Consider the following 22,090-nt stretch of genomic DNA (forward strand, 5'->3'; position numbering starts at 1 on the left):
TCCTTAAGTTAACGGCCCGGGCGAGGGGCCGTAGGGGTCTGTCGGTGGGTAGATTCAGGTCCCCGGCGAACTATCGACTGGTCAGGTGCCACCGGCACCCGTTCAAAGCCCAGCTGTTTATGCAGTGCCGGGTCGCGCTTTTCCGGCTTGATACCTTGTGCATACAAGCGGTTTGCCTCATCTTTAAGCCGGAATACGTAGTTATTGAAGCCTCCGGTTTCATTGTTGACAGGGTTGCCCGTACCCAGTAATTTCAGCCCATCAGGCGTGATTTCATTGAGTGTCATATACTGCTTGCCTTTGTCTGATTTGCAAATCCGGCCAAGCACCGGTTTATAGCGGTCGTTATGACGAACAACACCTTGCACAAAGTCACCTTGTGCCTTGACCAGCAAAAGCTTGAGCTGATCTGTCTCATCCATTGCCTGGAACAGAACTTGGCCAGCATGTCGAGAAGGTGAGGGTAAGTTAGGGTTATCCGGAACTTGTTTCGGGGCTGATATTCCTTTGCCATTGGGTTCCATCCACAGAGCATCTGGCAGGTTTGGCCATTGTGGTAAGGCAGCATCGGCTTTTTTGGCCAGTTCAGTGACCGTCGCCTGCAGTGCTTGATATTCCTGGAGCGAGTAGGCTAGCAGTTTGCCAGGAGGCGTCATCTGGCGAGTGTTAGTATTAACCACCGTAGGATCGATTGCCGGTTTAGCCTGCCAGTGATTACGCTCGCGTTCCTCCATGCTTGTAATAACGTTTCCCTGAGCATCTTTTATAAAATTACCGTCTTTATCTTTCTGTTTAACCTCAACAATGACCGATTTTTTACCCAGTAAAGTCAACGTGGTCAGGTCGCCTTCTTTCAGGCCACTATCAGTCAGGGCTGTACGTAACTCGATACCCCAAAGAATGCGTTCGCCATGGGCGGTACGTAAGCGTGCGTAATAACTGTTCTGTTCTTCTTTTTGGAAGTTATAGGGTGCCGAGCCATGCTCGATGAGTGTCCCCGTAATACCAGATTTAGCTTCTTTGTTGCTGGCATTGCGTGGTGGCTTTGCTGGTGCTTTCTGCGGCAAGATATCCAGTGGCAGGTCAGTTGCCGCCGCCAATACACGCTCGGCCTTAACTTCTGGTTCAATAGGGTGAACCAGAATTTGTGAAGCTTTGCTGCCCAGCGTGGTCGGTTCATCGGGTAAGGGCGGCTCCGATTGCAGCTTTTCTCGAGCTGTTTCAAGCATCTTGCGTTGTTCTTCATTTTTTAGCACCAGAGGAAGGTTGTACTCGGCAATAAGGTCTATAGCACGCTGCTTAAACTCAGGGCTGCCCGTTAGCTCAATGTGCCCACGGAGAATCAGGTGTTTTTTGGCAACCATGAGAGCACATAAAATCATCCTGTCATCCTTGCTGGCGGCAGGATTTGCCATGATGATTCGACCATTTTTGGTGTAATCGGTAAAAGCATGTTGCCCCTGGAGATAAAAATCCAGACTACCTGGTGCGGCACCATCAGTTGTTGTCAGTGCGCTTTCCAGCTCAATCAGATCAATACGTTCACGAGCGGGAGAACCCGCGCTGTCGTAGATGATGTTAATGCCGTCGGGTTCAGTCGGGACATTGGTGTTTGTCTGTTCAGTTCCTGAAGTGGATTTCGGTGGTTGGGATGGCGTTTCCGATGCCTCATCCTCCCCGGAGGGGGGGCTGGGTTTCTCCTTCTTCAGCAGGTTCTTCAGTATCTTCAGTAGGGAGGTTTCATCCTTCACCGATGCCGTGTTATCCGCTTCAGGGGGGGCATCGGTGTTTGTCTGTTCAGTTCCTGAAGTGGATTTCGGTGGTTGGGATGGTGTTTCCGATGCCTCATCCTCCCCGGAGGGGGGGCTGGGTTTCTCCTTCTTCAGTAGGGAGGCTAGGGATGGTGCATTATCTGACTTCACACTGGCTGGAGCTGTTTCATCCTTCACCGATGCCGTGTTACCCGTTTCAGATGATAAGGCAGTCAAAACTTCTGGCTTGAAGCGTTGAGGGATGCGCCGGGCTTTCACGTTTTCCGGCTGTTCCGCATTAACCTGTTCCGGGTAGTTTTCGCTGGGATTTGTCATCAACGTATTGTCAGCGACTACCTGATCGATATGTATTTCCGGTGTTGAAAGAGGTTGTTCTGGACTGGTTGAAACTTCTGCAGCCCATGCTTCATAGGCTGCCTGCATATCCTCTGGATTTTCTAACTCAGGAATGAAAGGCACGTTATCTGCTGATGTCATTGCAACATCAGGTGCCTCCTGAGGAGGAATATCATTCGAATTTGCCATGGTGTATGCCTTATTAAGTTGATTAGAAAGCCATTCACTAAATGCGGTGAGGCCGCGTAATGGGTGGAGATCGTAAATGGTCCTCAGCCCCCGCTCAACTTCTTCACGCGTGAACTCGGGGAAAATGGCATCGGCACCTGTATGTTGCGTAACGGCTTCAATGGCTGAGAGATGACTTCCATTCACGATGTCAGTGTCTGTCAGGAAAACATGTTGACTGTTGGGGTACTGGGCATGAAGCTCGTTAGCCTGGAAAAGCATGTCCGCACCATTAACAGCAACCACGACAGGGTGCCCTGTTGCCGTATAGATGCTCTGTGCATCTGTGTCTCCCACGGCGTACAGCAGTTGCCCGTCTTTATCCAGCGGTCCCTCGCCAATGATGTTTTGGTTTTCCTGATGGTTTGGCGTTATCGGAGGGGAAGGCTTCGGTTCGGCTAGCGGCTCTAGACTTATCTGTGTGCGAAGTGCCTGTAAGTGTGGCATCAGCTGTTCTGTCAGTGCCTCAAGGCCGCGCGACTGATGCAAATCGTTGAAATCAGTCAGCCCTTTTTCCCTTTCTTCCTGAGTGAACTGGGGAAGTACGGCTATACCATCGGTTAATTGTGCTGCCTTTTCTGCCGCTTCCTTACCGGGGTTGCCCGGACGGTTAGGTTTCGGCGGATCGTCGTCTCCCAGGAACAGAGTGGGGCTGTAGGGATAACGTTTGTGGATGCGTTCGGCTACTTTCACCAGGTTACCAGAATCGATAGCCATGACGACCGGTATCCTCAGTGCCATCGCACCACTTGCGGCTGTGGCATAGCCCTCTGCAAAAACAATGGGCTGTCCATTCTTTAAGGAACCACCGACCACGAAAAAGTTACCGGTCTTTTCGGCATCCTTCGTCAACCGCTTGTTGCCTTCGGTATCGATGGTTTGCATTGAGCGAATGGCACCGCCGATGTTTCTTAGTGGAATAAGCAGTCGCTGTTTGTCATCGATATGGACACCTTTAGCAGCCTGAACCCCTTTCTTTGTGAGGTAGGGATGTTGGTGTCCGGCCTGAGCAAATCGGCCATAGACATAATTTACGTTGCCGGCCTTCTTGTCTTGCAACTGACGTTTGGCTTCTGCCCGGTTCCACTGATTTTGTGCCGTGATAGCTTTGAGCTGCAGGGCAGCTTTTGGCTCGGGTTCTTCACCGCTGAAAAACCATGTGCTTTGGTTCTCCTTACCCTCATCCCTAAAGTCGTTGAACCAGCCGTTAGGTAGACCGTCAAGGTGACCGACGTAGGTGCATGACTTTTTACCCGGTTTGTCGTCAGTCATGCGTATGCGCTGTCGTGAACCATCCATTACCGGTTGACCCTGTAGGTCGGCGCGATTAGCACGCAGGAAATCGGCAAACTGAGTCAGAGCATCGCCGGCGGTAACACCAACTACATGTGGATCTGGTTGCCAGGGTTTTAGTGCTTCCATATTGGCACCGGGCAGGGTGTACCAGAGCTTGTGTTTCTTATCGAATTGCAGGGCAGATTTACCATCAGCCAGTTTACCTGCCACTTTGCGCGCCAGGTCCTTGTCGCTGTGCGGAACGGCTAGGTAAGTACGGGTCGTCGCCATAGAAACCTCCGTTATTCAAAGAATTTTCGATACCACCAGGGCCGACCAGTCAGACGCTTACCACGCAGAATGTGAAATACACGCTGACTTAATACCGTGACGGTGAAACCGAAGTGCGCCAGAACGGCGTAGAAGATGATGAGGCCGATGCAAAACAGAAACATCAGCACAGATGGCCACTTAAACCACAACGAAAAGACTAGCCAGGCTAGGGCAGGAATCCCAAAAATTTGCACTGGTGGTGAGGCATCGCGACCTTTGTAGTAATCATCGGCCATGTGTCCCCCTCCGCGACAGGAACTCCTTCGTGCCCAGATAGCTACGTGCAATATCTTCGCTGACATCACCGTTCTGGCACATTTTCCAGACGTGGTCGCTGATACGAATGTTACGATTATCTAGGTCCTGATTGAGCAACATGGGCCATTTGGTATAGGGATGCATACGCAGGGAATCACGTAGTTCCTCGTCAAACAGTACGTACTCCTGCACGGCCTTGCGTTTGCCATCGGTGGTTGGCACCAAGCGCTGCATGACGATAAAGCGCATCAGCTCCAGCATGTCATGCGCCAGCGGTTCTCGGTTCTCGGCGGGGAGGATTCGTACACTGCGTGAAAACGCATGCCCAGGGGAAAAGGCATGTTCAGTTCCCAGACACAGGTGGCCGGATAGTGCGCTGCTGACCATGCCTTCGACGGTTTCTCCGTCACGGATTTCCCCGATACCGATTACGGTCGGTGCCTGACGCATAGAGAGGCGCAATCCGTCAGCAAAGCTCGGTACATCACGACCTATCTCGCATTGCTGCGGTTGCAGTATCCAGTTAGGTCCGCCAAGAAGTCCTTCGACAGGGTCCTCGTAAGTGGTGACTTTGCAGTTAGGATTGGTTTCGCCGTGATGCTGGTACACCGAGGTTAATACCGTCGTTTTACCGGAGCCAGTCGGACCCACGACCAGACCAATACCTTCTACTGGCAGGTGTGCCAGTGTTTGATACAGGTCATCAGGTAAGCCCAGGCTGGGTAAGTGTGGAATGTGGTTGTTAATCACGCGCAGTGTTACTGCGATAGCGGTATTGATTCCCCGAATAGTGGCCTGAATGAAGTTGGCACGAAAGCGTATACGTTCTCCCCGTGCCAGCCCGTAACGTTGTTGACTGTCACCTTCCAACTGAAGGGATGCATCGTCGCCTTTACCGTTCTGTATATTGGCTTTTACTGTCGGGCTAAAAATACCATCAATTAGCGCCAGCAATGTCGAGTGATCGAGAGCAAACGCAGAGCAGGGGAGCATTCGACCATGGTGTCCGACAACCACCCGACCGTTGCTTTGCAGATGGATATCGGACGCCCCATGGCGATAGCAATGCACGAAGAAGCTTCGGACAGTATCAGGGGTAAGACCCACGGAAAAATCAAACTTATCCAGTTCTGGCATCAGTTCCTCCCGGTTTGAATAACAGGCTGCCAGCGTTTTTTATCTAGATCAAAACCAGCTCGTTGTTTGAGATCCCTAACTTTGTCACCGAGCATCAGCTGTTCACGATTACCGCTAACGGATTGCAGTTGTTCATTGACCACTGGTGGCGAAATCATGTTCTGTTTAAGCAATAACGAGTAACGCAGCATCCCGGTGTAATCCCGGGTCAGCCGGTTAAAGTTGGCTGCTAAGGTGTCATCTGCACTTTGACGGCCTTCCTGCCACCCTTTTTTTATCGCGTTCTGCCAGATAGTTCGCTCTTCCCGATTGCTAGGGCTCACGTTATCCTCTGGTACCGTTCTGACGGATAACCCGGCAAACAGATACTGGCGCCAACTGGGCGGGTTACTGACAAAACGCTCAGACACCAAGATGTTGTAGACATGGTTGGCTGTGCGCATCTGCTTGTCGGTGATTGTGGCCATCGATGTCGCTTCGGCAATAACTGGCGGAAGCCAGCCCTGGCGATTAATTAGTGGAGCGAACAGATAAAGGCTGTCGAGTTTTTTAGCCTGCTGCTCAAGCGACTGGTGTAGCTCCCATGCGCGTTGCGTCTTGCCGCCCCGAAAACCTTCCGTTTTTCCTGCTTCGGTCAGCATCTGATAAACGGTGTCGTTCACACCATCGTGATCGTATGCTTGAGGACTTAGATAAGCTGACATGGCAGGAGGGGGGGCGTCAGCGGTGGTAGCGGCCAGGGTATAGAAACTCATCAATGACAAAATACTGAGCAGATAAGCCTGTTTTATCATGACAGTCGTCCTTTCAGCAGGAGCATAAAACCAACTTCAAGCGCATCAGCCTGTTGGTTCAGGGTGGCACGCCAGTCAATTTGTGTGCGGATGAGCCGCAGCAGGGTCTCAAACGTGACATCACGCTCATGAATGGTGATAGGAAGGGGCAATCGGACACCGGAATAACGCAATAACAGCCCACGTTGATGTGCCAGTTGTGTCAGTAGTTCCATAGCATCTCCGTCCCAGTCTACTGAAACTCGTTGTGAGTTAGCGGTAATACGTCCGGGTAGCAACCAGCCATCTTCGGTTAATGTTAGTGCCAGTTGTTGTTGATTTTGTTTTAGTTCAATCTCCGACGTGGATATCGTTGGCCGTTGTTTGGTGGATTGCGATGCAGGGGCTTGCTGGCAGCCAGACACAAGTAATGGAACCAGAGCCCCAAAGAGGATTGGCAGTTTCATGAGTTTGTCTCATTAAGGGTTGAAAGAAAGTAAGTGGCGCACTGTCTGCGTGCGGTGGATGTGGATAATGGTGTGCTTGCGAGGGTGGAGATAGTGATTTTCCGTGTCAATGACAACACGTAATGACGTAGGCCGATTCTCCATTCTGGTGTCCTACAAATTGCAGGCCAGAGGCATACCAGCCAACAGGGCAACGATACTCTTTAAAATCCCGTCCCCACCAGTTCCCTACCTGCCGACACTCTCGCTGCTCCAGACTACCTCCTGACGTCCAGCGTCCATTCAGGCAGGACAGTAACGCCCCTTCCTGGGTGCGGCCTACCAGTCCGTTAGGGCCACATCCCCACCCGGCTTGCGCGGTGCCTTCCAGGTGCAAAAACTCCCTGGTAGACAGACGCCCATCCGCTCTAACTGTGCCGCCTTTCAACTGCCCGCCAGTATAAATTCCTTTGTTATTGACGCTACGTACCCAGTCATTGTCGGACATATAAAAACCACCGCTGTAGGTTTCATTCAGCCAACCCTTATTGTTGCGGGTGACTATCCATCCATTGTTGCTGCGGATATCGTTGTTCGCGGTCACCCCTTGACTGGTAGTAACGGGTCCGGAAAAGTTGCCGTTATGCGCGGTCAGGTTGCCCGAAAACTGGCCATTTTGCCCATTGAGGTTACGGATATTGTTGATATCATTACCGCCCATACCTAATGCCGTGTGCATCTGGTTAAGATCGGGACGATTGTTAACGGCAAAGCGATACAGACGATCGCCGGCTTCACTGTCACTGCCCAGCGTGTCAGAGGACAACATAACGGCCAGTCGGCCTTGTTGTCCGGAGAGGCCATAACGGGTGAGGTTAACGTTCCAGCTGCCGTTGGCACCTACTGCCTGGTTGACTGGCCAGATATAACCGCCCAAGCCACTGATATTCTGTGCGATATACCGCAAACCTTTCGGCGGGATTTCCGTACCTGCCGTGGTCAGAACAAACCCCATCAAATTCTTTTTTGCGTTTGAGTCCTGAGTAACAGCGACAAGATATGATTGACCTTCGCCAGTCTTCAAGCTGAAGCCGGGGGGAAGATATTTCGCATCCTGCAGCTGCTGGCCGGTAATAACAACATTTTTGGCTGAATTGAGTTTGGATGTCAGAGTATCTTTATTGTCTTTGATATAGCGTTTAGCGGCAGCACTGACGGCAGACAGCGTTGTGGCACTGATATCCCAGGTCCGTTCCTGGTTGTATTCCACTACGCGGGGAATGCTGAAAGCCATGAACATGGATAGGATCGTGACGACAATCGTTACTTCAGTAATTGTGAGCCCTCGGTTAACGTGAGGGCGATACTGGGCGATTTTTTTACTCAACATAGAGATATCCCTTTGTTGTCAGGGTAGGATGGATAAGGTGAATCAGCAGCACAATTGGCAATAGCCAGGGTGCCAGAGGATGCGACGTTGATCTCCCCAACAAGCTAACTGTCAGTAATACATAAAGAGTCATGGCCCATACGAGCCAGGAAAGTGGTAGCCATGCACACAAGCCTGCAAGGAGATGAACGTCTCCTAGGCCAAATGAGTCTGGTTGTCTTCGCTCAAGTTCCCGGTGAAGTAGAAGCAGTATTATGAAAGAGACCAGACTGGTGATGACGGCGGCATAAAACGAAAGTGAAGCGCCAGGGAGCTGGGTGAGCAACACACCGGCCAGCCAGAAGCTGTTGGTAAAGCACAACGGGAGATAGCGTTCCTGAGCATCCAGTGCAATCAGGTTTATACTGAATGCCATCAAGAGAAACGTTTGCAGAAGATGTGCCGTAGATAAAGTTGCAGTTTGGCCATCAAGTAGTATGGCTATACCTCCCAACATCCAGACCAGCCCCATAAGGGAATAAGTTAACTGGGTTGAATAAGGTGAATGGTCATAACTCTGCAGAAAGGCGTTTCCCTGTTGTAGTAACGGACCACCATTTTTCATTAAAAATGTCAGTGGTAAACTGCCGAATAGTACATATAGAAAACCAGAAATCATCGACCAGAGTCTCCAGCCAGTTGCAAATACTTACGGTAAACATTTTTTGAATACCATTGCCGGCGTGATTCTCTGTCAGGAGAAAAACCTGCGTTATATGACCCCAGACAAGACCAGTTTGCACCACAGACCTGTAAATGTTGCGCCAGTATCCATGCACCAATCTGAATATTAAGGCAGGGGTTAGTCAGTAAATCCTGTTCGCTCTTAATGATGCCCATACGTTTAAGTCTGGGTAGCTGACCACTGTTTATTTGCATCAGGCCGTAATCGCTGCTGAGAATCTTCCCGTCTTTACGGTTGACACCAATAGCTCTAGGGTTAAGCGCGCTTTCCCACACCGCAATAGCTCGCAGGAGCCGCGCGTTAATGTGATATCGGGCACCAGCTTCATCAAAGCACCAGGCGTGAGCCGGTGAAGATAAACACAACAACACGCCAGCAAACAGAGTGATAAGGGAAAGTCGCATATATCCTCACTCAGCTCAGACTGGTGAATACCAGAGTGTTGTTACCCGTTGACCCTGTATCAGCCTTGCATTGTTGAACGGCTGTTGAGGATCTCACCGGACCTGCAGTTGAGGTCCCGTTCACCTTGGTGGTTGCCACATTGGAGGATGAGCTCAGAGTAGTAACGATATTGGTGCAGGTTTCTTGTGGAATACCTTCAGTCGTTAGTGTGAAACCGGATTTCTGGCCTCCGGATGAGGTAGCAGGTGCAAGAGTGACGGCACCACCGTAAGTGTTGGTCAGACTGGCTGATCCGGAGGATGCAGTGCCGACCAGATTCAGACCGACCGGAGCACCGCCGTTCATAACGATGTAGGTGCCGGTCATCTGAGCCGCGCCGGTGTAGTTATACTGCCCCTGATTTTTCAGATAACGAGGTGTCTTGGCCATCATGTCATTGTAAGCATTGATCTCTTTGGAGGTATCGCTGGCGGAAAATGCCCCTTTTGACATGGTGTATACGGCCCCCATAACGATGGCTGCAATAACCATATACATAATTACTTCTGTCAGCGTTGTCCCTTTATTAATTCTGATGCATTGTTTTTGAGGTGAATTAAACATAACCGCGTTTTTCATGGTTTTTCCTTTCAACATAGAGGTTAGTGGAGTGTGGATACCAGGGCGTTAATTTGAACGCCGGCCAGTATTTGCAGAACGATGTAGCCGGCGTTAATCATCAAAAAAGAGAAGTTAACGAACGAACAGGTTTTGGTTATTTTCCCGAGAGTTTTCTCCTGCCACAGATGAGCAAAAGACTTAATAATGCCCTGAGCATTGTCCCCACCGCTCAGAATGGATAGTCGAACTGCGGCGTCACGTGAGGGAAAGTCGAATCCGGTCATTATTAGTGCTTGCCCCAGATTGACACCAGAACTAAGCTGGTGCCGGGTGGTGTCAAGACGTTCAAATAACCATGGCGATGCATACACACACAGAAGCTGAAGTGCGGTTTCCATTCGGATAGACGGATGCATCAGGGAGGCGTAGTTGAGCAGAAACGTCGCCCCTTCTGCATCTTTATAGAGGCTCCAGGGGAATAGTCGGTCGAGAAGTTTTGCACGCCATTCCCCGGTTGTATTTGGCATGCTCCAGAGTATGGCGATAATAACCAGAACAATCCCTGGTATCAGCAGTGTTAGATTGTTAATCACAAACTCAGTGATCCCGACAAAAATAGCGATACTGCCAGTTAACTTTTCGCGGGAGATTAATGCCAGAATGGTGGGGATATAACGCTCGTTGAGAAAGTACATCGCCACAATCGTACTGATGCTCAGAAACACCGGGTAAATTATGCTACCGGCAATTTTGTTTTTAATTTTCCCGACTGTATCAAGGTTTTCAATGGTGCGCTTAAGTGCATCACTCAGGTCACCGGTTAGCATCCCTGACATAATGATGGTGCTTTCACTATGAGGAACCCAACGTGATAAGCCCTTATCCAGCGTCTGACCAGCAGTTAACGCTGCATGGACATCTTTAAGGCAGTACATTAATGAGCTGCGTTCTTTACCTTTCTGGCAGGCGGCGTGTTGTAGTTGAGTTATGGCCTCAATCAACTGGATATTGTGATCCAGCATAAAGGCCAGTTCCTCATACAACTGGCGTCGTTCTGACATCGAGAATGTTTTTCGGGCTATCCAAAAGTCGAGTCGGGAAAACCATCTAGGTGGACGCATGTCAGAAAGGGACAGGTCTTTCAGACGTGTCTTTAACCACGAAATCATGTGCAATTCCTTACTGTTCGGGGAGGGAAGGGCAAAACGGAAAAGAACGAGGGATTACGCAGCTGTAGGCGGCGTGCTTAGTGTAAGCAGTTTATCTTCATCCAGTGGGCTGATAAGGTCGGCTTCGAGGGGATCAACTTCGCCATGGTTAAGGTATTGCTGCAGATGCATACCGCGTGTAATACCGTTCATCTGGTTGACCCAGTAGTCACGAGCTGCTAGTTTGCCCTCGGTCCGGTAAAGTTTCATGAACTGAGCATCAGGCCGGATAACTTCGACAATAACCCGCCGCCCCACGGAGCCGTGATGACAATGTTGGCAGCCATTATGGTTCCTGAAACGAACCTTCTCGGTGTCGCAGAACGTATTCAGAAGTTCCAGTTCATCATCTTCCAGGTGGTCTTTCACATCTTCATAGGTTTGCTTGCATTTGGGGCATAACAGAGGCACCAGGCGCTGCGCTATGAGTCCCACGATTAACTGAGGGTCAGTAATCAGTGGTAGCGGCACGTCTAATGTATCCACCATGCGACTGATGATGCTGATGGCATCGTTCGCATGTAGTGTGGACATCAAAACATGACCTGTTTCTGCACCGGCAATTGCAGTTTTAACAGATTCTTTATCGCGCATCTCACCCACAATTAGCGCATCAGGGTCGAGACGCAGAGCAGCAGAAATGGTCCTGTTCCACGCCTGAAATACTGCATTAGGGTCCCCTTTATCTGCCTTTATTGGAATCTGAATACCCGGCAGCTTTCCTTCTGGAGGATCTTCAATTGCCAGCAGCCGTTTGAGGCCTCGAGTAAAGCGGGTATACATGTCGGCCAGCGTGCGCAGAGTGGTACTTTTTCCAGAGCCGGTAGGGCCTGAAAGAATAATGAAACCATGGGGAGTTCGCAGCATGCGTCGTATTTGCATGATTTGCTGAGCCAGAAAACCGAGTTCTTCAAGCGAAGTAATTTTATTGCCTTCGTCCTTAATCAAACGAACGACTGCATAAACACCCAGCTCAGTCGGAATGTGTGCATAACGGGCGGCATATAGTCCAGCCTGACGTAGGTATTTGTTACCGATACGTGCATCCTGGATCTGGTTTTCCATGAACTGCGTGGCACCGGAATCAGACATTGAATTCACCATACAGCGCAGAAGCACCATGCCCTCTTCTTTAGTCTTGCTGGAAATAATATTAAGGTCACCATGGATGCGCCGCATGATGGTAGAAATCCCATCATTTCCGACCAGAAAATGGATGTCCGAAGCACCCCCGGAACCAGCCTGTTTAAACAGTTCTATAACTTCAGGTTGCAGATTTTCTGCCTTGTCATCGGTGGGCTTAGTTTTCTGACAATACCGGGAAACGGTATCGAAACTAACTTGTTCAACTTTAAGGCCAGAAATGTTGGTCATAGCGCGCTGTAACTCGCTTTGCACAACAGGCAATTTACAGTGGTCAATCGATACATAACAGACTGGTGGTGGGCCAGGTTTCCAGTACAAATATTCTGCAGCAAAGGCATTAAACTCAAAACTTGGCACCTGAGTTGAAGTGGATGTAACAGATTTCATTCTATTCACCAAAAGTCAGTGTATGTCGTGCGCCGTGGGCATCTTTCACTTCAATCGAGCTGGCTGTGATGGCGGTAACGATTAAATCGCTTCCGGGGATTCTACTTCCGGTGCGAACAATAACTGCCAGCCCGTTATTCAGTGAAAGTCGGGCGGATAATGCCCGACCTTGTCCGCTAATTTCCACAATTTTTGGAGTGCTGGACCTGGTTGGCTGAGTCTGGTTAACCGCAGGATTGGGGAGTCCCGGAGGTAGGTGAGTATCGGGTACGATGGGTTGCAAGGCAGGATCATTGCTGTTTTGCCATTGTTCCTGACTGGCTTTTGCCAGAGAAGCCCGCGCGTTAGCCAACTGAGCTTGGGCTTCGGTCAGCAATGTTTGAGTGTTTATTTTTTCCAGCTCTTTCAGGGTGCCAGTTGGCAGTGGTACGGCTGATGTTGTTTCCTGAGATGTTGATAATGCCGGAGGCTCGGTTTCTGCATGAGCCGGAACGGCTAGGATGAATAACATGCAAAACAGGGAGCGGGCACTTTTATGGATTAACATAAAGCGTTCCTTCGAGTGTGTAGCTGAGGCGGACATCCTCACGTACGGTGCGGATGCTGGCGATGCGCAGCCCAGGCATCGGTAATGAATCGATATAGATGTCAGGTGATATCGGGAGGATTAAAGTGAAACGCACTTCACGCCAGCCTGTCGTGACTTCCTCACCGTTAATTAGCTGAGAAGCGGGCTGGGGATCGAGCTGTAGCTGCGCATTCTGACGTTGGGCAAATGTAGTCAATGTCATCATGGCTTCTGTCAAACCCAGTACTGTCTGTTGCCTAGACCCCGGTAAAGAGGTGACGGGTAAAATGACAGTCGCCTGATCGGCCCCTCCAGGGATATTAAACTGTACCTGGGAGTTGTCACCGAACAGAACCTGAATCCGGCGTTTAAAATCCACGACGCTGGCATTGCCGGTTCGGCGGTAGACCAGCTCCATATCGCGTTGTCGGGTGTAAGTTTTGCTTTCAAACATCCATCCTGCGACAGACAGGGGGATCGTGTGTTCATTGTTGCCTTGGATGATGGCCCGGACATCTGGCTGGGAAGGCCATGGTGGCGGTAATGGCTTAGGCTGTACTGCTGCGGATTGCTTCAGTTGTTGCTGTCGGGTCTTTAACACTTGATCCTCCTGCCAGGCCTGGTAGAAATGTCGTCCCGTGAATGCTACTACTACAGCAAGGGTGAGCATCGAATACTGAAGAATAGGACGGCGTAGGGAAATGGCCGGAAGCGCGTATCGTTTAGCGGCACCGGACAAAAGGATAAAATCGACAAGAGGCTTAGGGTGTGAGTCCCTGCTATCTTCAAAAAATCCCTCCGGTGCAATGACCTTCCAACTATGTACCCCATTGTTCATCGTCAGAAAAAAGTCAATGGCGCGATAAGTGCTTTCCCTGTTACCAACTTTATCACTGAGAACCGATAACTGCCCTTTACAGGTTGCAATAAACCAGAACTGATCGGGCTGTAATTCAAATATTGCGTAACAATTATCTTCTAACTGATGAGCGACAGCGAGTGCCGCACTCACGGGAGCTTTCTTTTCACTTTTTGGCAATTGTGTCCAGCATGCCAGCAAATCATTGTCTGACAAGCGGGTGGTGAGGAAATGTGTTGCGTGTTCTTGAGCTACCCGGCGTCGTAACTGGGCTTTGCTAGGCGCAGGTGTAATTTCCCACTGTAAAGCAGCCAGCCAATTTTGATTGGGGGATACAGGAAGGCGGATGGCACCGTTGAAGGTCTGTGTCGTATCTTCCATTTTTTATCCCACAATGTTTGGTGTTACCATAATCAGCAACATGCTGCGGTTTTTCTCAGCGTTGCCGCCACCACCAAATCCCCAGAAAGACGCAGAGCCAACGCCCTGTTTAGAAGCCGAGTTATTACCCTGGTCAAAGGCCGTCAAGAGCATAGTGTTACCAGAACTCATGATGACACGATAGGTGGATGTTTTCAGACGCGTTTTTGACAGCTCAGACTGGGAATCGTCCTGTTTGACTGTGCGGAATGTTGGATCGTCAGAGATGCTGATGGAGAACTGTAACTGCATCTGATCGCTGTCCGGCATCATGTACGGTAGGGCCACCATATTGAACCCGGTAGTAATAGTGGCCCGCTCAATATCTGTTGAGCTACCGACGTTAGCCGTCTGAGATGTGGTGATCCCAGCGATAAAGTCCTGCTGCAGGGCCATCTGAAGTGGAACAGGGGACATATTGGTCGTCATGGCTGATGCTTGCGTGACGATGCTGGTATTGGTCTTCTCTGCCAGCGCTTTTACGAAAGCTTCAGAACCCTTGCCTTTACCATCCAGGAGGGTTACCCCGCTGCTCATGGCATTATCGGCAGCATTCACAAATGTTCCTGATAGCATGCCTTTAACACTGCCACTGCTGAACACACCCGCCAGATCAAATCCGAGATTATCCTGATCGCGTGCTTCCACGCTGTAGACCTGAACATTAAAGACGACTTGTCGATTCAATTGTTTGTTGCGGTCAGCTATGTAGCGACTTACAGCATCCAGTACTTGTGGTGTATCACTGACCGTCAACATCCCGGCGGACAAGTTCATGCGACCAACCTTCGGCGTAAGCATCGCGTTGACAGTGGTTTTGATGTCTTCGTACAGGCTTGTTTTGATCTTGCTTTCCGTGGACTGGGATGTGTTGTTGTCACCAGAAATACCGCCTGACGAACTTGTGCCTCCAGAACTGCCGTTGCTGGTTGTTGTACCGCTGACAGTTGTGGAGGAAAACGTCGTCACGTTATCCATAAAGTTGACGGTGAACGTGCGTGTATCGATATAGAAGATAGTGATCTTCCCATGGTCATAGCGCCACGACAGCCCCAGACGTGTGGTGATGTTATCGAGAAAACCTTCAAGACCTCCCTGCCAGAAAACCCCGTGTAATGTATTTCTGGCACTGACTACCGGCACCGCTGCTGATGCCTGAGCCGCCCCCAACTGGGACAGCGGCACCATACCCGTGTTGGGATCAGGTGCGGGAATAGTGCCGCTCATCGCCTGGGTGGTTCCGCCGCTCGATTGACCTGCGGATTGGACATCAGGAGTGACAAACACCGGGATACGGCAGGTTGTGGATATAAAAGCGCTAATTTCAGCAAGTGATACGTCACCGGCTCTGCTGAAGATTGGAGTGCAGGCGGGGAGTTGGCTTCTTTCGCTGCCTTTACCACTGATAGGAGTTGGATTAATCCACTGAGATTTTAGCTCTTTGACGACGTTGCCTTTTCGCATGTCCTCAATCTGGCCGGAAACGACTTTCTGAGTTTTTTCCGTCTCGCGGAGTTGGTTATTAATACGATCGAGGCTGGAGCAGCCTGCCAGTAACAGGCAGGCACAAACAGGGGCAAGTTTCGCCCTTGGTAATAGCGACATGCGTGTCTCCATTTATTAGTTGATATAGACGATGGCACCGTCTGGAATGGTGGTAGGGGCGGTCAGGCCAGTGGCCTTTCCGGTGTCGTCAAGCAACTGGCGGTTGACTACTCGACCCAGCAGAGACGAACTCAGGGAAGCATTGGTTAGAGCATTCATCAGACCGGGGTAGTCAGTCTGATAAACCCAGGTTCTGCCCTGATTTCTCAGGTTATAGACAGGCCCCAGAGGCAACACCGGTTTAGTGATATTCACAACACCCTCATTCTGGGGATGGGTGTAGAGGGTGTCATTAATCTGATTGATATAGCGTACCGTAGCGATAGCTTGTGCTTGGGTATCCGTGGACTGGTTCGACTGAGTGGCTATTTCGGCATGTCGTGGTGGAATAACGGTCAGCAATAGAAGTCCTACCATGAACGCCATCATCCAGTGAGACATTATGGCTCCTTATCACTGACTATCACTTGACATTGCTGTGTGCGTGTTCCTGCATACAATGGCACCGACGCATTCAGATATAACCGGAAGACATCATTCAGTGCATCCATAAAAGTGCCCCGGAAAACCAGCGGTGCATCAATGCGGTAATTCACTGGTGTTAACCACTGTACTGTCCAGTTATCAGCATTCGGGAGTGAGCATTTTTCCTTAGTAGACCACGTCAGCAACGAATCCTTCAGTGTGCTGCCCGTGGTCATCACCCATATACGACTTGTTCCAGCAGCCCCGGGTAAGGTTATTCTGGCGGTAACCGCTGAAGCGGTCTTTTTCGATGGTGTGCTTTGTGAGGCAAATGGGTTACGTTTGGCAGGTTTTACCACTTTATCAGCAGTAGATTTAGCTGATAGTATGATTGTTGCTGTTCCATCAGAAACCGAAACCTTGCGGCTTGACCAGTCAACCGTAGCCTTCAGCTTTTCGTGCACCAGTAGCCTGTTAAGAATATAAGGCCATTGGTCATTCCCGCTCCAGTTTAGTTGGTGTTTAACCTGGGGTTTAAGGCCCATATCGAAATGTATCGTCCAGTCTTTCGGAATGATACGTGCGATCGCCATATTCAATGTTGCCGCTTTACCCGCTACAGCCAGAGAAGGGATATCAGGGCGTTCACCGATATATGTCAGTGCCGGCAGTGCTTTTACTGCATGACTAGGGAAAGAGGGAACTGGTGTTGCTTTTGTGGCAGATGCAGTGAACGGATTGATTACTAAACGGCTTGGTACAGAGGCTGAAGTTGCCATCTCGGGCGGTGATTTTGTTGTGGAAACAAACGACTGGTATGGTGATGGATGCACGGGACGGAGTACCCGGGAGAGCTGTTGCTGTACAAAGCTTACTTTTTCAGTATGCTCCGACATTAATTGACCAACCACATCGCCGGCCGGTATATCCGGCTGTGCCAGATGCTCCATCGTGGCGCAGCCGCTCAGTAACAACCCCAGTGAGATCACGGTATGTTGTTTCATGGGCGCTCCCTGTCAGCGACGAGTATTCTGTGATGATTCATCGCGCTGGTTCATCGCAATAATTGTGTTATTGAGTTGTTCTTTCGGGATAGTTGGTAGGAGTTCAACTAGTGCGCATAACACATGACGCGGACTCACTGGAAAGTTACATTCTGCAGTTGAGCGGATCGCCTGAAATTCCAGAGTTTGCGCTGACTGCTTTTTTAGTGAGAAACTACGCTGCATATTGGTTTCCTTCTGAAATAGAAAAGCCAGCAGATGCCGGCCTGGGTTAATGCTCCTTGAGCCACTTGCAATCCAAACACAACTTGACACTCGGCAATGCTCGGCGTCTTTGTTCAGATATCGGTTCACCGCAGCAGTGACAGTGTGTAGCTGATGGGATGGGGTTCGTTGAAACTGAAGACTGGTCAGAAACTCCATTTCTTCGTCTGCACGATCACAGATATCAGACATCGCGTTCTCTGTTGTCATGAAAAAACGGTTAATACAACAATAAGAATATGCGTGAAGGGCTAGTGATACTGCGGAGTCCAGAGGTTGGCTGGTTGAGCACCCCAGACTGCTTCTGGTAAAGACGCCATGCTGATATAAACGGTTCTGACGAGTGAAGAACGTCCGCACTCAATTTCTGCGCCTTGCATCACCGCAAAACCACATGAGTGAAAAGCTTCCTCAAACTGATCGCTTTGCCTGTTGAGAACTAGCTGGAAGGTCAGAGGGGCTTTGATCTGTCCTGTCGCCTGAAAACCATCTTCTGGGAGTGTCAGCTGAAGAAAATGGTTACGACGAGTGTGCAAGCGAGTCATTGTTTCCGGTGTCGTCTCCTCAGGAAAACGGCAAATGCATCCACACCATTTGTTGGAGAACAGCGTATTTTTAGCGTTTCGAAAGCGTATGAAATCGCACTGTTCGTTCAATACCGACTGTTCCCACAATGCTGACAACACTCCATCAATGGGCACATTTCTATCCTTTATGAGTAGCTCGCGTAATGTGCTGAACTCACGAGGTAGCCCTGAGAACGTTGGGACCCGGCGAGCACAGCTCAACCACTGATTAAGGAATTTTCGGCGAGCATTTTCTGAGGTGAACGGGTTATCGTCATGCGCGGTACGCAGCGCTATCAGCATGCACCACAACAGATGTGATACAGGATTTTCTTCGTGTTTCATACGTGAGATACCGAATGTAGTGATGGAAGCGTTTTGGACTAGCGCCTGTTTATCCCAGCTGTCATCAAGGTATACGGGGCCAAAGATAGATCACGACAAAAGAACGAAGAATGTTCGTATGAAAGGTGCCGGCTAGTCACCAGTCCAAAATCTTAAAAAAAGTCCCAACTTTTCGATGAAGGGACAATTGCAAATGGAACCGTCAATCGTGAGGTACTTCGTTTCCTTGATAAGGGTGTAGCATTTAAATACAGGTTTCTTCAGCCTGAAACACCAGTTTGTACAACATAGAAATTCTGGATATGGGCTGAGTAATTTCCTCCAGATGGAGCAGATAGTTGTACTGCTCTTTAGTTAACCAAAGGTCCGAGGCTGCAATTATTTCTTCCTTGGCCGCTGGGTTGAGCTCTGGCTCAGGATAGGTCTTCATCAGAGCTTCAACTAATCGCGGACGCACGGGGCTTATTCCTCCACCGAAATGCACAAAGTCACAAAATGCAGAATGACACCGGACAGTTGCAATATTGTGGATGTCAAAGTTGGCCTTAAGAAAAAAGTAACCGGGAAACACGGCGGCAATGCGCTTACGGTAACAGCACAGTTTATCGCTGCGTTTAACTCTTTTTATTGTCAGTGGTGTCCAGGGAACCATATGCTGATTTGAAAGCCAGTCAAACAGGTGCTCTCTGTTTTTACCGCCCGTGATGTACTGGGCTAGATACCACTGTTGGTTATGCAGATGTTCAATTTTCATGAAAGCTTCGCCCGAACCGATCCCCGTAGGAATAATTCTGTATTCAACTAGGTGAATACACTCAGGCATTGCGCTGAAACAGGCTTATGAGCACGCACTTAAGCATGTCTGCTGCAGTTCTGACAGCGTTATGACTCAGTCCATTCTTGTAACAAAATTTGATCATAAGAGTACGGCGGATTACCCTTAATCCCTAAAAATCACTAAAGTATTTATTGCTGCTTAACATAGTAAACACGATCTAAAGATCTAATAAAATGCTTGTTATTGAATTTTAATTTCTTAATTGGTGAGTATAAGTAGTTTATTATGCTTTTTGTGATTAATTAGTTAGATCGTTAAACTAAAAAACCAATAAAACGCGATCTATTAGATCGTCAGAAAGATATTTCTCGGAAATATCTACTTTTTAAACATATATCAAAAAGTGTGAGGTGAATCACATTTATGGAGCGTGACATATAAAACTCAATGTAGTTGTTAGGGAATGTCATACATGTGAAATATTCATATATTGAAATTATAACTTTTTTTATGGATTTGAATGGTGCAAGCTATAGATGTTTTGTGGCATATTTCCTGTAAGAAATGTCATACTAGAATGGTGAATAACTGCGCAAAACGGGATCTTCAGCGATCCATTTGTTGCAAGTGGGCAAAAATACAGTACTATTTACCAACGTTTGTGCTGTATTTTGGACCGTTTTGTGACCTTTTAAGCACAAAACATGAATATACATGAAAATGCTGTCTGCTGAATAAATGAAGGTAGCGTTTCCAGGATGGGACATATCCCAAATGTCTAGGGTAAAAGGCTCCAGAACACCGAGCTTTGAATGCAAAAACCCCCCAAAATCTGCTATCAACTTGGCGGAAGATCAGATATCAGGGGGTCGTAAAGCAGGCACCAGCCTGTGGAGGATTATAACGCATGTACAATCGAGATCAATATCATTCTGCCATAAGTGCGGGATGGGGTGATTAGCCAAAGTGAAATTCAGGTAACTCCTGACCTATTTAAACGTTCCCGACGCGGTAAATCCAATGCGATGCGTAAAGGGAAACCAAAAATCCATCGGCGTTACACGCCAACACTAACCTGTTCTGTACCGCGAGGGATGGCGGCCAAAGTTGTTGCGCGCCTGAGTAGTCACAATTGGCACCATAACAATGACCTCATTAAACTACGCTGTAACGGTTATGTTCCTTATACCAGACGTAATGACCCTGATTATGTGCCAAAGCCCATGCGCATTTCTGCGCGTTCAGAGAGTTGTGAAGCACTGACAGCATTGTCGCTGGCCCTGTCTGCTAATTGTGATTACAACCCAGACAGCGATTACCCGTTCGAAATCATTGCACCGTTTGAGAAAATAGCGGCCGCTATGGGGATGCTGCATGTTTACGAGAATGGTCGCAAAGCTTATGATCCGCCACTTCATGCCCTATCTGTGCTAGAACAGCTGGGTTATATCGTTGTCTTGCGTGGACAGGATACAGACACTGGGCAAAATAAACCCCTACGTATTTGGTTAACAGAGAAATTCTTCACGTCTCGCGGGATTGCTATTGAAGAGATCCGCCGGTGGTTGGGACAGTTCCGAACGTGGGCGCTTAAAAACGGCCTGACGGAAAGTTTGCGCAAGAAATATGAGCGCCATTTGCTGCGTATTGAGCGCATTGGCATCGATCTGAAAGACAAACACTCTTTACGTAACCGACTCAAGCAAATCAAACGTTGGGTAGTTAGCCCTGACTTGCAGCAGGATAAAGCGAAGAAGGCAGAATCCATCGAAAATGTGCTCAATTCGCAGGAAAACAGCGCAAATCGCCTTGATTGGGTGCTGGATGAGTCACAAAAGCAGTTCCTCAACATCGCCAGTGCCAAAAGGCAGCGTCAAACTCCCTATTATCAAGCCTTTGTTAAATGGTCTACCAGTGGTGCTGTATTGCCTATCAGGGTGTTGCAGCTTGAGAACAGCCTCAAGCAAGAAGCCCCCGGTCTGTGGCATAGCGACCCAGAAGCCTACTATAAAACGTTGCTGGAGCGGGCAGGTGTCCCAATATAACAACAACTCTTATTCTCACCTCACAACCTCCTGCCGTGCCTAGCGCGGTGTTTCTCCTTTCTTTGACTGAGGCTTAGCTTCGCCAACAGACGCAATTGCTACCGTGTAAACGTTCGGGCGAAATTCAACAACCGTAAAACGACCAAAAAACGGACAATGGAGATACAATTTTCACCAGAGTTTTCCATAATATCAAATTAACTTCGTAATATACTCATCAATCATAGTTAACTTCGAACGTTATTTCTGAACAAAATAAGCCCTTTAAAAAGGGAGTAAAATTCGAGCGAACTTCGTTTCGCTCTCGAATTACCCTCCCTCACTCCGTTCGGGCAAAAAAACCCTCACAATACAGAGACAAAAAATGCCTTCACTTACAGATAATAACGCCACACCGACTAAAAATAAGGGCTACGCCCTTTAATGTTAGCTCTTTGTATGAAAATCAAGTATCGCAACGGCACGTTGCGAACTACACAACAAACAAATATTAAACACTGCTAAAAACCAGCTTAGCAGGAAAGGGGGAAATCTAGGGTTTGGGAAATAACGGATCAAAATGATCCTATTCCAGCTATAATAGATCTTATCGGCCACGAATAACCGTTACAATGCGGACATATCAATATACAGAGACGTTACCCTTTTAGGAAAGCATAAAAAATCTATGGTTCCCCTCGTTTTTGCAACACTCATTTTTGATGAATTTTTGGCTTGCTTAAATCTATCCGGCGTCACTGTAGGCAAGGAGCC

The 22,090-nt window shown here is 48.9% G+C and carries 20 protein-coding genes; 1 reads left to right on the forward strand and 19 read right to left on the reverse strand.

Features of this window, described 5'->3' with window-relative positions:
• Positions 1-8: 8 nt before the first annotated feature.
• From ACGF5R_RS15155 to ACGF5R_RS15245, 19 genes are all read right to left on the reverse strand, one after another.
• Positions 9-3,902: a DUF5710 domain-containing protein gene (locus ACGF5R_RS15155; RefSeq protein ID WP_387691551.1), complete on the reverse strand. Its 3,894-nt coding sequence runs from the start codon at positions 3,900-3,902 to the stop codon at positions 9-11.
• 11 nt (positions 3,903-3,913) lie between these two features.
• Entirely contained in the window at positions 3,914-4,180 is a 267-nt protein-coding gene (gene icmT / locus ACGF5R_RS15160; protein ID WP_387691553.1) for an IcmT/TraK family protein, read from the reverse strand.
• Positions 4,170-5,339 (reverse strand): plasmid transfer ATPase TraJ, encoded by a 1,170-nt coding sequence (gene traJ, locus ACGF5R_RS15165; protein ID WP_387691555.1) that lies wholly within the window; start codon positions 5,337-5,339, stop codon positions 4,170-4,172. Before traJ ends, icmT begins: the two co-directional genes overlap by 11 nt.
• Positions 5,339-6,133 carry a type IV secretory system conjugative DNA transfer family protein gene (locus ACGF5R_RS15170; RefSeq protein ID WP_387691557.1) on the reverse strand — a complete coding sequence of 265 codons (795 nt, stop codon included), beginning with the start codon at positions 6,131-6,133 and terminating at the stop codon, positions 5,339-5,341. The genes traJ and ACGF5R_RS15170 overlap by 1 nt, the downstream gene beginning before the upstream one ends.
• On the reverse strand, positions 6,130-6,579 hold the full coding sequence (locus tag ACGF5R_RS15175; protein ID WP_387691559.1) for a DotD/TraH family lipoprotein: 450 nt from the start codon (positions 6,577-6,579) through the stop codon (positions 6,130-6,132). Before ACGF5R_RS15175 ends, ACGF5R_RS15170 begins: the two co-directional genes overlap by 4 nt.
• 106 nt (positions 6,580-6,685) lie before the next feature.
• Positions 6,686-7,858 carry a shufflon system plasmid conjugative transfer pilus tip adhesin PilV gene (pilV, locus tag ACGF5R_RS15180; RefSeq protein WP_387691561.1) on the reverse strand — a complete coding sequence of 391 codons (1,173 nt, stop codon included), beginning with the start codon at positions 7,856-7,858 and terminating at the stop codon, positions 6,686-6,688.
• Between the two features lie 79 nt (positions 7,859-7,937).
• Positions 7,938-8,606 carry a prepilin peptidase gene (locus ACGF5R_RS15185; RefSeq protein WP_387691563.1) on the reverse strand — a complete coding sequence of 223 codons (669 nt, stop codon included), beginning with the start codon at positions 8,604-8,606 and terminating at the stop codon, positions 7,938-7,940.
• Positions 8,603-9,076: a lytic transglycosylase domain-containing protein gene (locus tag ACGF5R_RS15190; protein ID WP_387691565.1), complete on the reverse strand. Its 474-nt coding sequence runs from the start codon at positions 9,074-9,076 to the stop codon at positions 8,603-8,605. Before ACGF5R_RS15190 ends, ACGF5R_RS15185 begins: the two co-directional genes overlap by 4 nt.
• A gap of 10 nt (positions 9,077-9,086) precedes the next feature.
• Complete coding sequence (locus ACGF5R_RS15195) at positions 9,087-9,695, reverse strand: type 4 pilus major pilin (RefSeq protein WP_387691567.1); 609 nt, start codon at positions 9,693-9,695, stop codon at positions 9,087-9,089.
• 23 nt (positions 9,696-9,718) lie between these two features.
• Entirely contained in the window at positions 9,719-10,846 is a 1,128-nt protein-coding gene (locus tag ACGF5R_RS15200; RefSeq protein ID WP_387691569.1) for a type II secretion system F family protein, read from the reverse strand.
• A 54-nt stretch (positions 10,847-10,900) separates the two neighbouring features.
• A complete protein-coding gene (locus ACGF5R_RS15205; protein WP_387691570.1) occupies positions 10,901-12,418 on the reverse strand; it encodes a GspE/PulE family protein in 1,518 nt (505 codons plus the stop codon).
• 1 nt (position 12,419) lies between these two features.
• Positions 12,420-12,965, reverse strand: a complete 546-nt coding sequence (pilP, locus tag ACGF5R_RS15210) for a type IV pilus biogenesis protein PilP (protein ID WP_387691572.1) — start codon at positions 12,963-12,965, stop codon at positions 12,420-12,422.
• Positions 12,952-14,226, reverse strand: a complete 1,275-nt coding sequence (gene pilO2 / locus ACGF5R_RS15215; RefSeq protein ID WP_387691574.1) for a type 4b pilus protein PilO2 — start codon at positions 14,224-14,226, stop codon at positions 12,952-12,954. Before pilO2 ends, pilP begins: the two co-directional genes overlap by 14 nt.
• 3 nt (positions 14,227-14,229) lie before the next feature.
• Positions 14,230-15,870, reverse strand: a complete 1,641-nt coding sequence (locus tag ACGF5R_RS15220; RefSeq protein ID WP_387691576.1) for a PilN family type IVB pilus formation outer membrane protein — start codon at positions 15,868-15,870, stop codon at positions 14,230-14,232.
• A 15-nt stretch (positions 15,871-15,885) separates the two neighbouring features.
• Entirely contained in the window at positions 15,886-16,311 is a 426-nt protein-coding gene (pilM, locus tag ACGF5R_RS15225; protein ID WP_387691578.1) for a type IV pilus biogenesis protein PilM, read from the reverse strand.
• Complete coding sequence (locus tag ACGF5R_RS15230; RefSeq protein ID WP_387691579.1) at positions 16,311-17,339, reverse strand: TcpQ domain-containing protein; 1,029 nt, start codon at positions 17,337-17,339, stop codon at positions 16,311-16,313. Before ACGF5R_RS15230 ends, pilM begins: the two co-directional genes overlap by 1 nt.
• Positions 17,340-17,610: 271 nt before the next feature.
• Complete coding sequence (locus ACGF5R_RS15235; RefSeq protein ID WP_387691605.1) at positions 17,611-17,724, reverse strand: TraR/DksA C4-type zinc finger protein; 114 nt, start codon at positions 17,722-17,724, stop codon at positions 17,611-17,613.
• Between the two features lie 130 nt (positions 17,725-17,854).
• Entirely contained in the window at positions 17,855-18,514 is a 660-nt protein-coding gene (locus ACGF5R_RS15240) for a hypothetical protein (RefSeq protein ID WP_387691581.1), read from the reverse strand.
• A 244-nt stretch (positions 18,515-18,758) separates the two neighbouring features.
• Positions 18,759-19,268, reverse strand: a complete 510-nt coding sequence (locus tag ACGF5R_RS15245; RefSeq protein WP_387691583.1) for a transcription termination factor NusG — start codon at positions 19,266-19,268, stop codon at positions 18,759-18,761.
• A 977-nt stretch (positions 19,269-20,245) separates the two neighbouring features.
• On the opposite strand from ACGF5R_RS15245, the gene ACGF5R_RS15250 reads away from it, so the two are divergent.
• Positions 20,246-21,337, forward strand: coding sequence for a Replication protein (locus ACGF5R_RS15250; protein WP_387691585.1), 1,092 nt, complete (start codon positions 20,246-20,248; stop codon positions 21,335-21,337).
• Positions 21,338-22,090: the final 753 nt, after the last annotated feature.

Source organism: Photorhabdus sp. RM71S (assembly GCF_042879355.1).
Lineage (GTDB): Bacteria > Pseudomonadota > Gammaproteobacteria > Enterobacterales > Enterobacteriaceae > Photorhabdus > Photorhabdus kayaii.

What these genes read in the sequence shown, in the direction of transcription:
- ACGF5R_RS15155 (WP_387691551.1), bottom strand. Translation starts at nt 3,902, where the DNA reads ATGGCGACGACCCGTACTTACCTAGCCGTTCCGCACAGCGACAAGGAC.
- icmT (WP_387691553.1), bottom strand. Translation starts at nt 4,180, where the DNA reads ATGGCCGATGATTACTACAAAGGTCGCGATGCCTCACCACCAGTGCAA.
- traJ (WP_387691555.1), bottom strand. Translation starts at nt 5,339, where the DNA reads ATGCCAGAACTGGATAAGTTTGATTTTTCCGTGGGTCTTACCCCTGAT.
- ACGF5R_RS15170 (WP_387691557.1), bottom strand. Translation starts at nt 6,133, where the DNA reads ATGATAAAACAGGCTTATCTGCTCAGTATTTTGTCATTGATGAGTTTC.
- ACGF5R_RS15175 (WP_387691559.1), bottom strand. Translation starts at nt 6,579, where the DNA reads ATGAAACTGCCAATCCTCTTTGGGGCTCTGGTTCCATTACTTGTGTCT.
- pilV (WP_387691561.1), bottom strand. Translation starts at nt 7,858, where the DNA reads ATGTTCATGGCTTTCAGCATTCCCCGCGTAGTGGAATACAACCAGGAA.
- ACGF5R_RS15185 (WP_387691563.1), bottom strand. Translation starts at nt 8,606, where the DNA reads ATGATTTCTGGTTTTCTATATGTACTATTCGGCAGTTTACCACTGACA.
- ACGF5R_RS15190 (WP_387691565.1), bottom strand. Translation starts at nt 9,076, where the DNA reads ATGCGACTTTCCCTTATCACTCTGTTTGCTGGCGTGTTGTTGTGTTTA.
- ACGF5R_RS15195 (WP_387691567.1), bottom strand. Translation starts at nt 9,695, where the DNA reads ATGAAAAACGCGGTTATGTTTAATTCACCTCAAAAACAATGCATCAGA.
- ACGF5R_RS15200 (WP_387691569.1), bottom strand. Translation starts at nt 10,846, where the DNA reads ATGATTTCGTGGTTAAAGACACGTCTGAAAGACCTGTCCCTTTCTGAC.
- ACGF5R_RS15205 (WP_387691570.1), bottom strand. Translation starts at nt 12,418, where the DNA reads ATGAAATCTGTTACATCCACTTCAACTCAGGTGCCAAGTTTTGAGTTT.
- pilP (WP_387691572.1), bottom strand. Translation starts at nt 12,965, where the DNA reads ATGTTAATCCATAAAAGTGCCCGCTCCCTGTTTTGCATGTTATTCATC.
- pilO2 (WP_387691574.1), bottom strand. Translation starts at nt 14,226, where the DNA reads ATGGAAGATACGACACAGACCTTCAACGGTGCCATCCGCCTTCCTGTA.
- ACGF5R_RS15220 (WP_387691576.1), bottom strand. Translation starts at nt 15,870, where the DNA reads ATGTCGCTATTACCAAGGGCGAAACTTGCCCCTGTTTGTGCCTGCCTG.
- pilM (WP_387691578.1), bottom strand. Translation starts at nt 16,311, where the DNA reads ATGTCTCACTGGATGATGGCGTTCATGGTAGGACTTCTATTGCTGACC.
- ACGF5R_RS15230 (WP_387691579.1), bottom strand. Translation starts at nt 17,339, where the DNA reads ATGAAACAACATACCGTGATCTCACTGGGGTTGTTACTGAGCGGCTGC.
- ACGF5R_RS15240 (WP_387691581.1), bottom strand. Translation starts at nt 18,514, where the DNA reads ATGAAACACGAAGAAAATCCTGTATCACATCTGTTGTGGTGCATGCTG.
- ACGF5R_RS15245 (WP_387691583.1), bottom strand. Translation starts at nt 19,268, where the DNA reads ATGAAAATTGAACATCTGCATAACCAACAGTGGTATCTAGCCCAGTAC.